Source organism: Streptomyces sp. P6-2-1 (assembly GCF_050613165.1).
Classification (GTDB): Bacteria; Actinomycetota; Actinomycetes; order Streptomycetales; family Streptomycetaceae; genus Streptomyces.
This window is the reverse complement of sequence record NZ_CP192513.1, coordinates 4,407,146-4,420,681: the sequence shown is the minus strand read 5'-3', so window position 1 is coordinate 4,420,681 and position 13,536 is coordinate 4,407,146. Positions and strand designations below refer to the sequence as shown.

At 73.5% G+C, this 13,536-nt stretch carries 12 protein-coding genes; 3 read left to right on the top strand and 9 right to left on the bottom strand.

Translation table 11 applies throughout. The features are described 5' to 3' along the window. Positions 1–29: 29 nt before the first annotated feature. The gene (locus tag ACQYWQ_RS19095) at positions 30–899 is read left to right on the top strand and encodes an SAM-dependent methyltransferase (protein ID WP_431036108.1); all 870 of its coding nucleotides are present in this window, start codon (positions 30–32) and stop codon (positions 897–899) included. 7 nt (positions 900–906) lie between these two features. Here ACQYWQ_RS19095 and ACQYWQ_RS19090 read toward each other — a convergent pair whose 3' ends face one another. The 3 genes from ACQYWQ_RS19090 to ACQYWQ_RS19080 form a co-directional block, all read right to left on the bottom strand. Beyond that, on the bottom strand, positions 907–1,971 hold the full coding sequence (locus tag ACQYWQ_RS19090) for a hypothetical protein (protein ID WP_431036106.1): 1,065 nt from the start codon (positions 1,969–1,971) through the stop codon (positions 907–909). 121 nt (positions 1,972–2,092) lie between these two features. Further along, the gene (locus ACQYWQ_RS19085) at positions 2,093–2,482 is read right to left on the bottom strand and encodes a hypothetical protein (protein ID WP_431036104.1); all 390 of its coding nucleotides are present in this window, start codon (positions 2,480–2,482) and stop codon (positions 2,093–2,095) included. Between the two features lie 164 nt (positions 2,483–2,646). After that, a complete protein-coding gene (locus ACQYWQ_RS19080) occupies positions 2,647–3,753 on the bottom strand; it encodes an acyl-CoA dehydrogenase family protein (RefSeq protein ID WP_431039251.1) in 1,107 nt (368 codons plus the stop codon). Between the two features lie 341 nt (positions 3,754–4,094). Here ACQYWQ_RS19080 and ACQYWQ_RS19075 point away from each other — a divergent pair, with 341 nt between their 5' ends. Beyond that, positions 4,095–5,441, top strand: a complete 1,347-nt coding sequence (locus ACQYWQ_RS19075) for a UDP-glucose dehydrogenase family protein (protein WP_431036103.1) — start codon at positions 4,095–4,097, stop codon at positions 5,439–5,441. A gap of 35 nt (positions 5,442–5,476) precedes the next feature. Here ACQYWQ_RS19075 and ACQYWQ_RS19070 read toward each other — a convergent pair whose 3' ends face one another. The 5 genes from ACQYWQ_RS19070 to ACQYWQ_RS19050 all read right to left on the bottom strand — a co-directional run bounded on the left by ACQYWQ_RS19070 (position 5,477) and on the right by ACQYWQ_RS19050 (position 11,306). Next, entirely contained in the window at positions 5,477–6,592 is a 1,116-nt protein-coding gene (locus ACQYWQ_RS19070) for a membrane dipeptidase (protein WP_431036102.1), read from the bottom strand. Positions 6,593–6,925: 333 nt separating this feature from the next. Continuing rightward, positions 6,926–8,080 (bottom strand): S1 family peptidase, encoded by a 1,155-nt coding sequence (locus tag ACQYWQ_RS19065; RefSeq protein ID WP_431036101.1) that lies wholly within the window; start codon positions 8,078–8,080, stop codon positions 6,926–6,928. A 218-nt stretch (positions 8,081–8,298) separates the two neighbouring features. Further along, positions 8,299–9,534 (bottom strand): dipeptidase, encoded by a 1,236-nt coding sequence (locus ACQYWQ_RS19060; protein ID WP_431036100.1) that lies wholly within the window; start codon positions 9,532–9,534, stop codon positions 8,299–8,301. Positions 9,535–9,633: 99 nt separating this feature from the next. Then, positions 9,634–10,134 carry a 5-(carboxyamino)imidazole ribonucleotide mutase gene (gene purE, locus ACQYWQ_RS19055; RefSeq protein WP_431039250.1) on the bottom strand — a complete coding sequence of 167 codons (501 nt, stop codon included), beginning with the start codon at positions 10,132–10,134 and terminating at the stop codon, positions 9,634–9,636. 32 nt (positions 10,135–10,166) lie between these two features. Then, positions 10,167–11,306: a 5-(carboxyamino)imidazole ribonucleotide synthase gene (locus ACQYWQ_RS19050; RefSeq protein ID WP_431036099.1), complete on the bottom strand. Its 1,140-nt coding sequence runs from the start codon at positions 11,304–11,306 to the stop codon at positions 10,167–10,169. Positions 11,307–11,417: 111 nt separating this feature from the next. Between ACQYWQ_RS19050 and ACQYWQ_RS19045 the strand changes: the two genes are divergently transcribed. After that, the gene (locus ACQYWQ_RS19045; protein ID WP_431036098.1) at positions 11,418–12,077 is read left to right on the top strand and encodes a GtrA family protein; all 660 of its coding nucleotides are present in this window, start codon (positions 11,418–11,420) and stop codon (positions 12,075–12,077) included. Between the two features lie 116 nt (positions 12,078–12,193). Here the strand turns inward: ACQYWQ_RS19045 and ACQYWQ_RS19040 are convergent, their stop codons facing one another. Continuing rightward, positions 12,194–13,471, bottom strand: coding sequence for an ATP-binding protein (locus tag ACQYWQ_RS19040; protein ID WP_431036096.1), 1,278 nt, complete (start codon positions 13,469–13,471; stop codon positions 12,194–12,196). Positions 13,472–13,536 lie beyond the last annotated feature (65 nt).

Below are 13,536 nucleotides of genomic sequence, written 5' to 3'. Positions count from 1 at the left end.
CGCATTCCGTACGCACCTGGAGACCCCGTATGCCCGAAGCCGCCCCGGCCTCCCCCGCCCCCTCCACCTCCACCTCCACCACCGCTCCCTCCACCTCCACCTCCCCCTCCCCCCGCATCGACACGACCCGCCCGCACCCCGCCCGCCTCTATGACTGGTACCTCGGCGGCAAGGACAACTACCCGGTGGACGAGGAGCTGGGGCGCAAGCTGCTCGCCGTCGCGCCCGGCATTCCGCTCGCGGCCCGGCAGAACCGTGCGTTCATGCACCGGTCGACGCGCTGGCTCGCGGAGCGCGGAGTGCGCCAGTACCTGGACATCGGCACGGGGATACCCACCGAGCCGAACCTCCACCGCATCGCCCAGGAGTCCGTGCCCGGCGCGCGCGTCGTGTACTGCGACAACGACCCGATTGTGCTCGCGCACGCGGGCGCGCTGCTCGACAGCACCCCCGAGGGGGCCGTCGACTTCGTCCAGGCCGACGCGCGGGACACGGACACGATCCTCGAACAGGCCGCGAGGACACTGGACTTCGGCGAGCCGGTCGCGCTCTCGCTCATCGCCCTGCTGCACTTCATCAGCGACGAGGACGGGGCCCGCGAGCTGGTCGAGCGGCTCGTCGCCGCGCTCGCGCCGGGGAGCTACCTGACGCTCTCGAACCTCACCGCCGACTTCGCGCCCGAGGACATGGCCAACGGCGTCACCGGCTTCTACAAGTCCGGTGCCATGACGATGGAGTTGCGCGACCGGGCCCGCTTCGGCGCCTTCTTCGCCGGTCTGGAGCTGGTCGAACCCGGCGTCGTGGTGCTGGAGGACTGGCACCCCGAGCTGGGCGCGGTGGTCCCCGTGGGCGAGGGCACGTTCAGCTCCGGGTACGCGGCGACGGCCCGCAAGCCCTGAGGCGCCCTCACCGCCTCCACAGCACGACGGTCGTCATGTCCCCCGCCGCGGCGAGCGGGTGGCCGAGCAGCGACACAGGGCCCGCCGGTGGCGGCCCGGGCGCCCAGGCCGCCGCGAGCCGCGCGCGCGTGCCGGGGTCGGCGGGGACGCGGCCTGTCGTGAGGAGCAACGCGCCGCCCGGGTGCGGGCCTTCGAGGAGGCGGGCCGTGGTCGCCGGGGTCTCGTACCAGTCGCCGCCCGGGCGCAGCACCGCCGTACCGCCGCCGGAGCCACGGGAGGTGCCCGTCCCGATGACGAGCAGCCCGCACGGTGCCCCCGGGTCGTCGACGGGGACGTGGAGCAGGCGCAGGGTGTACGCGGCGGGCGGTGTCCCGTTCCGTACCGCCGCGTCGGCGAGGAGCGTCGCGCAGGCGTGCGCGGTCTCCTCGCCGAGCCGCCGGTAGGTCTCCGCCTCGCGCGTGCGCAACGCCTCGCGGAGCGCGGGCGCGGTGCGCAGGGTGTGCCGGTAGGCGGCCGCGCAGGCCTCGTCGGCCCCGGGTCCGCTCGCGAGGGCGAGGAGGAGTCCCGGGCCGTAGGGGGCGAGGGCGAGCGCGTCGGTGCGGGGCGGGCCCGCCGCCGTACGCGTACTGACCCCGTACGCGGTCCAGGGGCCTGCCGAGGCCGAGTCGAGCACGGTCTCAGGGCGCAGGGCCGCACGCCAGTCGGCGGGCGGGGCGCTCGCCCGCGCCGGTTCGGCCTGCGCTTCCAGTGCGGGGGGCGGGCCGAGGCGCAGGTCCAGGTCGACCTCCTGGCCCGGTACGGGGCGCACGACGGCCATCGCGGACTCGGCGAAGTCGTCGAGGCTGAGCGCGCGGGCACGCGGGCCGGGCACCGAAGGGGTCCCGCCGGGGTGCGGGCGGGGCGGGACGAGCGCGTCGGTGGGGCGCGGGCGGCGTACGGCCGCGGGGCGGCACGCCTCCGCCGCGGCGCGCCGTATGGCGGCGGCACGTACCTCGCGCCGACGGCGCTCCTCGTGGCGCAGCCGCTCCTCGTGCCGGGCGAGGGCGGCGTACCGGGCGGAGGGGTCGTCCACGGGGGGACCTCCAGGCGGACGGGACGTCGTACGCGCGACGTACGGGGCCGGGCGTACGGGAGGACGAGGGCCCCGCCCGTCCGGTGCGGGCCGGAGGGCGGGGCGTGCCGCGGGGCGGGACTCAGCCGAGGGGCAGACCGCCGACGGGGAGACCGCCGAGGAGACCGCCGACGGGCAGCCCGCCGAGGAGACCGGCGACGGGAAGAGCGCCGACCATCGGGGCGTTGCCCTCGCCCTGGCCGCCCGCGCGGGCCTGCTGGACCTGACCGGCGAGCTGACCGCCGGTCTGCTCGACGGAGTGGACGGCGCCGCCGACCGTCTCGTTGTCGAGCGGGTTCTGGGTGATCTCGCCCGCGGCGGCCTGGCCGGCCACATCGCCGACGGGGAGCGCGCCGGTCACGCCGCCGAGCGCGTCGGTGGGGGCCGCGGAGGCGGTGCCGGTGGCGGCGGCACCTGCGGCGAGGACGGCACCGACGGCGAAGGCGGCCTTGGCGAGCTTGTCGTGCTTCATGTGTCTGTGTCCCTCTCAGGGGTGGGGGGTGGACGCAGAGCACAACGGGTGGGAGCGGGTGGGGGTCACGGGTCGGGGCGGGACTCGGGGGCGCGAGGGGGGCGCGGGGCAGGGGCGCGGGGCGGGGGCGCCCGGCCTGGCTCCGTACCCTCGCGCCCTGCGCGTTACGGCAGGTTGCGGGCCATGACGATGCGCTGGACCTGGTTGGTGCCCTCGTAGATCTGGGTGATCTTGGCGTCGCGCATCATGCGCTCGACCGGGTAGTCACGCGTGTAGCCGTAGCCGCCGAGGAGCTGGACGGCGTCCGTCGTGACCTCCATCGCGACGTCGGAGGCGAAGCACTTGGCGGCCGCGCCCTGGTAGGTGAGGTCGGCGTCGCCGCGCTCGGAGGCCGCGGCCGCCTGGTAGGTGAGGGCGCGCGCGGCGGAGATCTTCATGGCCATGTCCGCGAGCATGAACTGGATGCCCTGGAAGTCGGCGATGGCCTTGCCGAACTGCTTGCGCTCCTGGACGTAGCCCTTGGCGTAGTCGAGTGCGCCCTGCGCGATGCCGAGGGCCTGCGCGGCGATGGTGATACGGGTGTGGTCGAGCGTCTTCATCGCGGTCGCGAAGCCCGTGCCCTCGGCGCCGATCATGCGGTCGGCCGGGATGCGGACGTTGTCGAAGTAGACCTCACGCGTGGGCGAGCCCTTGATGCCGAGCTTCTTCTCGGGCGCGCCGAAGGAGACGCCCTCGTCGCTCTTCTCGACGACGAAGGCGGAGATGCCCTTGCTGCGCTTGCTCGGGTCGGTGACGGCCATGACCGTGTAGAAGTCGGAGACGCCCGCGTTGGTGATCCAGCGCTTGACGCCGTTGAGGACCCAGAAGTCCCCGTCGCGCACGGCCTTCGTCTTCATGCCGGCCGCGTCGGAGCCCGCGTCGGGCTCGCTGAGCGCGTACGAGAACATCGCGTCGCCCTTGGCGAGCGGGCCGAGGTACTTGGCCTTCAGCTCCTCGGAACCCGAGAGGACGACGGGCAGCGAGCCGAGCTTGTTGACGGCGGGGATGAGCGAGGAGGAGGCGCAGACGCGGGCGACCTCCTCGATGACGATGACGGTCGCGAGGGCGTCGGCCCCCGCGCCGCCGTAGTTCTCGGGCACGTGCACGGCGTGCAGGTCGGCGGCGGTGAGCGCGTCGCGCGCCTCCTGCGGGAAGCGGCCCTGCTCGTCCACCTCGGCGGCGTGCGGGCCGATCTTCGCCTCGGCGAGGGCGCGGACCGTCTCGCGGAGCATGTCGTGCTCCTCGGCCGGACGGTACAGGTCGAAGTCGGACACGGTGCTGGTCTCCTTCTCGAACGGCCCGGTGCGAACGCCCCCGGGGGCCCCGGGGGGCCGCGGGGGGCCCGGGGATTGCCCCGCACGCTCATTACCGGTTAGTAACCTACGGTTCCGAATGATAGGCCGCGAAGCCTGCCGCGCCTACGGAACGCGCACTCCAAGTGACCTTTCCGACAGCGCCGTGCCCGGTGAAGGCCGCCCACCTGCCGGGACGGCACCGGAGACTATGATCGGCACCGCTCGCGCGCCCGCGCGCGCCCGACATCCGCCGTACACCCGTCGCACAGGAGCCGTCCATGAGCCAGTCGCCCCGGATCACCGTCATCGGCCTCGGCTATCTGGGCGCCACCCACGCGGCCTCGATGGCGGAGCTGGGCTTCGACGTCCTCGGGATCGACGTCGTCCCCGAGAAGATCGAGTCGCTCTCGCGCGGCGAGACCCCCATGTACGAGCCGGGCCTCGAAGAGGTGCTGCGCAGGCACGTGGACGGGTTCGACGGGTCCACGAAGCGGCTGCGCTTCACCAGCTCGTGGGAGGAGATCGCGGAGTTCGGCGACGTCCACTTCGTGTGCGTCAACACCCCGCAGCGGCAGGGCGATCTCGCCGCGGACCTGAGCTACGTGAACAGCGCCGTCGACGCGCTGGCGCCGCTGCTCACCCGCCCCACGCTCGTCGTCGGCAAGTCGACGGTGCCGGTGGGCACGGCCGCGCGCCTCGCCGAGCGCCTCGCCGAGCTGGCCCCGGCCGGTGCCGACGCGCGGCTCGCGTGGAACCCGGAGTTCCTGCGCGAGGGCTTCGCCGTCGAGGACACCCTCCACCCGGACCGGCTCGTCGTCGGCGTCGACGACGAGGAGTCCGAGCAGCTGCTCCGCACGGTGTACGCGGGCCCGGTCGCCGAGGGCACGCCCTTCCTCGTCACGGACTACGCGACCGCCGAACTGGTGAAGGTCTCGGCGAACTCCTTCCTCGCCACGAAGATCTCCTTCATCAACGCGATGGCCGAGGTCTGCGAGGCGGCGGGCGGCGACGTCTCGCAGCTCGCCGAGGCCATCGGCTACGACAGCCGCATCGGCAAGAAGTTCCTGCGCGCGGGGATCGGCTTCGGCGGCGGCTGCCTCCCCAAGGACATCCGCGCCTTCATGGCCCGCGCGGGCGAACTCGGCGCCGACCAGGCGCTCACCTTCCTGCGCGAGATCGACTCGATCAACATGCGCCGCCGCGGGCAGATGGTGGACCTCGCGCGCGAGAGCGTGGGCGGTTCCTTCCTCGGGGTCAGGGTCGCCGTGCTCGGCGCGGCCTTCAAGCCGGACTCCGACGACGTACGGGACTCGCCCGCGCTCAACGTCGCGGGGCAGATCCACCTCCAGGGCGGCCAGGTCACGGTCCACGACCCGCGCGCGATGAAGAACGCGGCGCGCGTCTTCCCGACGCTGGGGTACGCGGACACGGCTCTGGACGCGGTGCGGGGCGCCGATGTGGTGCTGCACCTCACGGAGTGGAGCGAGTACCGCGAGATCGACCCGGCACAGCTGGGGGAGGTCGTGAAGCAGAAGGTCCTGCTCGACGGCCGGAACATCCTCGACGCCGGGAAGTGGCGCGAGGCCGGGTGGACCTACCGGGCGATGGGGCGGCCGAACGCCTGAGCGGGCCGGTGCGGGCCGGGTTCCCGGCCCGCCCGTCACAGCCCCAGCCCCGGCACCGGCTTCGGTGTCAGTTCGTCCCTGTCCTCCAGCCGCGCCGTGCTCGGGCCCCGTCGCGCGCTCGTCTCCCGCGCCGTCTCGTCCGCCTCCTTCAGGACGCGGACCACGTTGTGCCAGGTCAGGGCGGCGAGTTCGGCATCGCTCCAGCCCCGGGCGCGCAGTTCGGCGAGGAGCGGCGGGTAGCCGGTGGGGTCGGTGAGGCCCTCGGGGTGGACCTCACCCGTGTCGTGCGCGCCGCACAGCGCGACCGACTCGGGGCCCGCCACCGCGCGGACGTGGTCGATGTGGTCGGCCGCGTCCGTGAGCGCGGGGCCGCACACGGGCTCGGTGAGCGGGACGAGGCACAGGCCGCGCGCGGCGCCGAGCGCGGCGAGCACGGGGTCGGGCGCGTTGCCCGCGTGGTCCCGTACGGCGGCGGCCCCGGCCCGCAGCAGCGCGGGCGCGCGCGAGATGTCGAGGACGCGCGCGACGACGGCGGGCGGCGCGGCGGTGAGGTCGAGCAGCATTCCGAGGCGGTTCGTCTCCCGTACGACCTCGGTCCCGAAGACGCTCAGCCCCTCCGCGGCCGCCCAGCGCGCGCCCGCGAGGGTCAGCGAGCGGACGCCGAGTTCGGCGAGGGTGCGGAGCCCCGCGAGCGAGTCGTCGATGCCGCGCGCGTCGGCGGGTCCCGGCACGACGGCGATACGGCCCCGGGCCTGCGCGTCGGCGACGTCGTAGGCGGTGCGGGCGAGGCGCAGCGCACCGGGGTGCGCGGCGACGACGGCGCGCGCGAAGTCGAGTTGTTCGAGGGTACGGGTGAGGCTCGCGCCCTGGTCGTCCGGGACCTTCAGCGACCAGAACTGCGCGCCGACCCCGCCGGCCCGCAGCCGGGGTATGTCGGCGCCGAGCGCGCTGTCGCCGAGTTCCATCTCGCACCAGGGCAGGTGGCGCAGCGTCCAGGCGAGCCCGCTGTAGCCGTCGGCGACCGGGTGCGTGGCGAGCAGTTCCGCGAGGTCCGCGGCGGCGGGCAGCGGCGCGGTGGCATCCCCGCCGAGCGGGTCGGTGCCCTCGGGGAAGGGGTCGTCGGGCAGGGCGTCTTCCCGCAGGTGCGCCATGAAGGGGCTCCGGTGCTGGCTCGGGTACGGGGACAGTGCGCCCACCGTGCCACGGGCCCCGACGGCCGACACGCCGGAGCGGCCGTTCGGGTGAAGCGGGGGCTGTGAGAAGCGGGGACTGTGAGAAGCGGGGGCTGTGAGCAGGGAGCCGGGGGCCGGGAGGCAGGAGCCGAGGGCGGCGCGGCAGCGGTACGGGGCGAGGAGGACCGGCCGCCTCCGCCCGGCAGCGGTACGGGGCGAGGGGGACCGGCCGCCTCCGCCCGGCAGCGGTACGGGGCGGGGGTCACCGGCCGCCCCCGCCCCGTACCGCCGCCCGTGCCCGGGCTCAGCGTGTCACGCGGTGACGAGCGTCAGCCCGTACCTGCCGAGGATCTCGTTGACCGGCTGGAACCACGTCTCGCCGCCGCCCGTGCAGTCGCCGAAGCCGCCGGAGGTCACGCCCTGCGCCTGGTCGCCACTGATGAACGCGCCGCCGGAGTCGCCGGGTTCGGCGCAGGCGTTGGTGTGCGTGGCCTCGTAGACGGGGCCGTCCGCGTAGTTGATGGTCTCGTTGAGGCCGAGGACGGTGCCGCAGTGCCAGTGCGAGGTGGACCCCGAGCGGCAGATCGAGCTGCCGACCGGGGCGACGTTGGAGCCGCGCACGAGCTGGTCGGAGACGGTGCCCCAGCCGAGCACGACGGGTTCCGTCCACCAGCCGCTGCCGACGTTGACCCAGGCCATGTCGTCGCCGGGGAAGGTCGAACCCTGGATGTCGCCGATGTAGCTGTTGTCCCAGCCGTAGACGGCCTGTCCCGGCTGTCCGCAGTGCCCGGCGGTGACGAAGCCGCCGACGACGGAGAAGCCGATGGAGCAGCGGACGTTGCCGGTGTAGAAGGGGTCGCCGCCCACCGTTCCCGCGGCGAGCGGGCGCGGCTGCTCGGGGGCGCCGTCGACGGCGTGGACGGTGACGGGCCCGGCCTTCTCGGCCTTGGCGAGGAAGGCGCGGACGTCCTTGTCGGTGCGGTCCTCGGCCAGGACGTCCACGACGACGCGGTTCGCGCGCGGGTCGACGCGCCAGCCGGTCACGGATGCGGGGGCCTTGATGCGGTCGATCTCGTGCTTGACGGCGGTGAGCCGGGCCTCGCTGTGCCGGGCGTCGGTGCGCACGACCGCCCCCGTGGAGCGGACCGCATCGGCGGTACGGGTGCCGGTGAGCGCGACGGTGAGCGTGCCCTTCTTCGCGTCGAACCAGGAGCCCGCGAACGCGGAACCGGCGGCCTCGCGCGCCGCGCGGTCGGTCTTCGCCGCCTGCTTCTCCGCGGCGAGGCGGTCCTGCGCCTGCCGCGCCGTGAGGTGGAAGTCCTTTTGCAGGGCGGTCAACAGCTCGGCCGAGGCGGGCTGTTCGGGGGTACTGTCCGCCTGGGCCGTGCCGGTCCCCGCGGCGACCGCGAGACCTCCCAGGAGGGCGAGCGTGGACAGGGCGGTACGCATGACGGGTCTGCGATGCATGGGGTGACGGCCTCTCGTTGTTCCAGAAGTGGGGGTGGAACAACGACGCCCCGACGCTGTGGGGGCGCCGCGACAACGAGATTAGGCGCGCCCAACAGGCCAGGCATAGACCAATGTTCGCCAGTGTTGCTTCGTGTCCGCTTCGGCAACAGGATTCAACAAGAAGCCAAAGAGCGGGAGTTGGGGCATTATCGACCCCAACTCCCGCCCCTTTGCCTTTACTTGCCGCCGTCCGACCCTGCGGTCTTCGGGCCGTCCAGCTCCTCGATCGTCGCGTTGGACGGGCCCCGCCCGCGCTGGATCTCCTTCGCCGCGATCTCCGCCTCGCGCAGCACGCGGACCGCGTTGGACCACGTGAGCTTGGCGAGGTCGGCCTCGGACCAGTTGCGGTCGAGGAGTTCGGCGACGAGGTTCGGGTAGCCCGCGACGTCGTCGAGGTCCTTCGGCGTGAAGGCCGTGCCGTCGTAGTCGCCGCCGACGCCGAGGTGGTCGATCCCGGCGACCTCGCGCATGTGGTCGAGGTGGTCGGCGACGGTCGAAGCGGTCGCGAAGGGGCGCGGGTTGGCCTCCTCGAAGGCCCGGTGCGCCGCCATCGCCGCGGGGGTCGTGTCGAGGTGGTGGAAGCCCTGGGCGCGCAGGTTCTCGTCGGCCCGCAGGGTCCACTCCCCCGCCTCGGGGAGGATGAACTTCGGGACGAAGGTGGCCATCGCGATGCCGCCGTTGGCGGGCAGCCGCTCCAGGACGTCGTCGGGGATGTTGCGCACGTGGTCGCAGACGGCGAGCGAGGAGGAGTGCGAGAAGATCACCGGGGCCTCGCTCGCGTCGAGCGCGGCGCGCATCGTCGCGGGGGCGACGTGCGAGAGGTCGACGAGCATCCCGAGCCGGTTCATCTCGCGCACGACCTCGACACCGAAGCGCGTGAGTCCGTCGTGCGCGCTCTCGTCGGTCGCGGAGTCGGCCCAGTCGGTGTTGCTGTTGTGCGTGAGCGTCATGTAGCGGACGCCGAGCGCGTACAGGGCGCGCAGCGTGCCGAGCGAGTTGGCGATCGAGTGGCCGCCCTCGGCACCCTTGAGCGAGGCGATGCGGCCCGAGGCGCGCGCGGCCTCCATGTCGTCGGCGGTACGGGCCTCGGCGAGCCGTTCGGGGTAGCGGGCGATGAGCTGGTCCACGCAGTCGATCTGTTCGAGCGTCGCGGCGACGGCCGCGTCCCCGGCCAGCTCGGCCGGCACGTACACGGACCAGAACTGCCCGCCGACGCCGCCCGCAGCGAGCCGCGCGAGGTCGGTGTGGAGGCTGCCGCGCTGGTCCTCGGCGATGTCGAGCCGCCCGAGGTCGTACCGCGCCTGCTCGCGCAGGGCCCACGGCAGGTCGTTGTGCCCGTCGACGACGGGCGCCCCTGCGAGCAGCGCGCGGGCTTCTTCGAGTCGGGCGGGGGACGGCTGGGGCGTGGCCAAGACGGGACCTCTTCCATGAGCGGGACGGGCGAAGGGGGCGACCCCGCGCGGAACGCGGCGCCACCCCCGTGACGTACGAAGAAGAACGTACGCCGCGCCTCAGCCCCCGAAGCCGAAGCCCCCGCTCGCGTTCTCGACCTTCGTGCGCAGCCGCTGGCCCTTCTCCGTCGCCTGCGCGTTCAGGTCCTGCTGGAAGTCGCGCATGCGGGCGAGGAGTTCGGGGTCATGGGCGGCGAGGACGCGGGCGGCGAGGAGGCCCGCGTTGCGCGCGCCGCCGACCGAGACGGTCGCGACGGGCACCCCCGCGGGCATCTGCACGATGGAGAGCAGCGAGTCCATGCCGTCGAGGTACTTGAGCGGTACGGGCACGCCGATGACGGGCAGCGGCGTGACCGAGGCGAGCATCCCCGGCAGGTGGGCCGCGCCGCCCGCGCCCGCGATGATCGCCTTGAGGCCGCGATCGGCCGCGTCCTCGCCGTACGCGATCATCTCGCGCGGCATCCGGTGCGCGGAGACGACGTCGACCTCGTACGGGATCGCGAACTCGTCGAGTGCCTTCGCGGCGGCCTCCATGACGGGCCAGTCCGAGTCGGAGCCCATGACGATGCCGACGAGGGGAGAGGGGGTCGTGCTCACTCGGTGATCGTTCCTCGCAGGTAGCCGGCCGCGTGGCGGGCACGCTCCAGGACCTCGGGCAGGTCCGCGCCGTAGGTGTTGACGTGGCCGACCTTGCGGCCGGGCTTCACGCCCTTCGCGTACATGTGGATCTTGAGCCCGGGGTCGCGGGCCATGCAGTGCAGGTACGCGCTGTACATGTCGGGGAAGTCGCCGCCCAGCACGTTGACCATGACGGTCCACGGCTGGCGCGGGCGCGGGTCGCCGAGCGGGAGGTCGAGTACGGCCCGCAGGTGGTTGGCGAACTGCGAGGTCGCCGCGCCGTCCTGCGTCCAGTGGCCCGAGTTGTGCGGGCGCATGGCCAGCTCGTTGACGAGGACGCGGCCGTCGCGGGTCTCGAACAGCTCGACCGCGAGGTGCCCGATGACGCCCAGCTCGTTGGCGATCCGCAGCGCCATCTCCTGCGCGATCCCGGACAGCTCCTCGTCGAGCCCGGGCGCGGGCGCGATCACGGTGTCGCACACGCCGTCGACCTGCCGCGACTCGACGACGGGGTAGGCGACGGCCTGCCCGTGCGGGGAGCGCACGACGTTCGCGGCCAGCTCCCTCACGTAGTCGACCTTCTCCTCGGCGAGGACGCGGACTCCGGCGCGGAAGGGCTCGGCGGCCTCCTCCTCGGAGTCGACGACCCACACGCCCTTGCCGTCGTAGCCGCCGCGCGTCGTCTTGAGGACGACGGGGTAGCCCTCGCCCTCGGCGGCGAACTTCGTCACGTCCGCGGGGTCGGCGACGATGCGGTGCCGGGGGCTGGGGACGCCCAGCTCGCCGAGGCGGGCGCGCATGAGGCCCTTGTCCTGCGCGTACATGAGCGCGGCGGGCCCCGGGCGGACCGGGATGCCCTCGGCCTCCAGGGCGCGCAGGTGCTCGGTGGGGACGTGTTCGTGATCGAAGGTGATCACGTCGCAACCGCGCGCGAAGTCGCGGAGCGTGTCCAGATCGTGGTAGTCCCCGACGACGACCTCGTGCGCCACGAGGGCCGCCGAGTCCTGCGGGGTATCGCTGAGCAGCTTGAACGTGATGCCGAGCGGGATGCCCGCCTCGTGCGTCATACGCGCGAGCTGACCACCGCCGACCATGCCGACTACGGGGAATGTCACCTCCCCAGCCTATCCGTTCTCCCTGGTCCTCCCGGTGGCCGGGCGGCCGGGCCGCGCAGCGCCTAGCATGGCCGGGACCGTCCTTACTCCTTTCCCGGGGACAAACGCCTTATGACGAACGCCAGTGCCCCGCCCTCGCGGCTGAGACGCATCGTCGCGGAGCTGGCGAAATTCGGCGCTGTGGGCGGCGCTGGCGTGCTCGTGAACATGGCCGCCTACAACCTCGTACGGCACTTCACCTCGCTCGCCTACGTGCGCGCGAGCGTCATCGCCACCGTCATATCGATCGTCTTCAACTACATCGGGTTCCGCTACTTCACGTACCGCGACCGGGACAAATCGGGCCGCAAGCGGGAGCTGGGCCTCTTCGCGTTCTTCAGCGCGATCGGTCTCGTCATCGAGAACGGGGTGCTGTACACGGCGACGTACGGGCTCGGTTTCGACACCCCGCTCCAGACGAACATCGTGAAGTTCTGCGGGATCGGCGTCGCGACGCTCTTCCGCTTCTGGTCCTACCGCAGCTGGGTCTTCCGGGCGCTGCCGCCGAGGGACCAGGAGGCGGTACGCGAGGTGACGGCCGCCGTGCACGAGGCGGAGACCGTGCTCGCGCGCCCGGGCGGCCACCCCCACGGCCCGTACGCGGGCCCGCACCGCGCCCCGCAGCCGTCACCGGTCCTCGCCCACCACACGCCGGAGCACCCGCACCAGGGCCCCGGCCCCGGCTCCGGCCCCGGCAGGCACCGCAAGCCGCGCAGGGTGCACGTCGACTGAGTCCCTGCGGTACGGGGCCTGCGGTACGGGTCCTGCGGTACGGGTCCTGCGCAGCCCCTGCCTCGGCGCGGCCCGCGCCTCGGCGTGGCCCGTACCTCGGCGCAGCCCGTGCCTCCTCAGCGCACCGTCGGCTTCTCCTCGCCCTCCGCGCTCGGCTTGCGCGGGCGGGTGCGCGAGAGGAAGAGGGCGAAGACGGGCGGGTTGCCCTGGAGGAGTTCGAGGCGGCCGCCGTCCGCCTCGGCGAGGTCGCGGGCGACGGCGAGGCCGATGCCCGTCGAGTTCCGTCCCGAGATCGTGCGCTCGAAGATCCGCGCACCGAGGTCGGGCGGCACCCCGGGGCCCTCGTCGGTGACCTCGACGACGGCCTGGTTGCCGACCGCGCGGGTGCGCAGCGCGACCGTGCCGCCGCCGTGCATGAGCGAGTTCTCGATGAGCGCGGCGAGCACCTGCGCGACCGCACCGGGGGTGCCGACGGCCCGCAGGTGGCGCGGGCCCGAGCGGACGATGGCGCGGCCCGCGTTGCGGTAGGCGGGCAGCCACTCCTCGACCTGCTGCTTGACGACCTCGTCCAGTTCGAAGGGCACGGCGGAGCCGTTGCGCGGGTCGCGCGAGTTCGTGAGCAGCCGCTCGACGACGGCGGTCAGGCGCTCGACCTGGTTGATCGCGATGTTCGCCTCCTCCTGCACGGTGTCGATGTCCTCCGTGAGGGTGATCTCCTCCAGGCGCATCGAGAGCGCGGTGAGGGGGGTGCGGAGCTGGTGCGAGGCGTCCGCGGCGAGGCGGCGTTCCGCGGTGAGCATCCGCGCGATGCGCTCGGCCGAGCCGTCGAGCACCTCCGCGATCCGGTCCAGCTCGGGCACCCCGTACCGCTTGTGGCGCGGTCGCGGATCGCCCGAGCCCAGGCGCTCGGCGGTCTCGGCGAGGTCGGTGAGCGGGGCGGCGAGGCGGTTGCCCTGGCGGATGGCGAGGAGCGCGGCGGCGATGATCGCGAGGAGCGCGACGAGGCCGATGATCATGAGCGTGCGGCCGACCTCGCGCGTCACCTCCGAGCGGGGCTCCTCGACGGTCACCGACTCGCCCGCCTCGCCCCGCTCGGTCGCCTTGATGACGTCCCCGTCCGGCTTGCTGCCGATCTCGATGGGCCCGCGATTGCGCAGCCGTACGACCGCGTACCGCCCCTCCTCGACCTGATCGCGCAGGATCTCGGACGTGATCTGCTCCTCGGCGATCAGCCTGCTGTCGACGATCGACACGAGCCGCACGGCCTCGGAGTCCACCCGCTCCTGCGCGCTGTTGGTGATCGTCCGGGTCTCGACGATGACGAGCGAGAGCCCGAAGACGGCGATGACGACGAGGACGACGGCGAGGGTCGAGGTGATGAGACGGCGGCGCATGGAGCCATCCTGACAGGCGGATTCCCGCCCCCGCTGGGGGTTCCGCCCGGCCGGAGGCCGAGGGA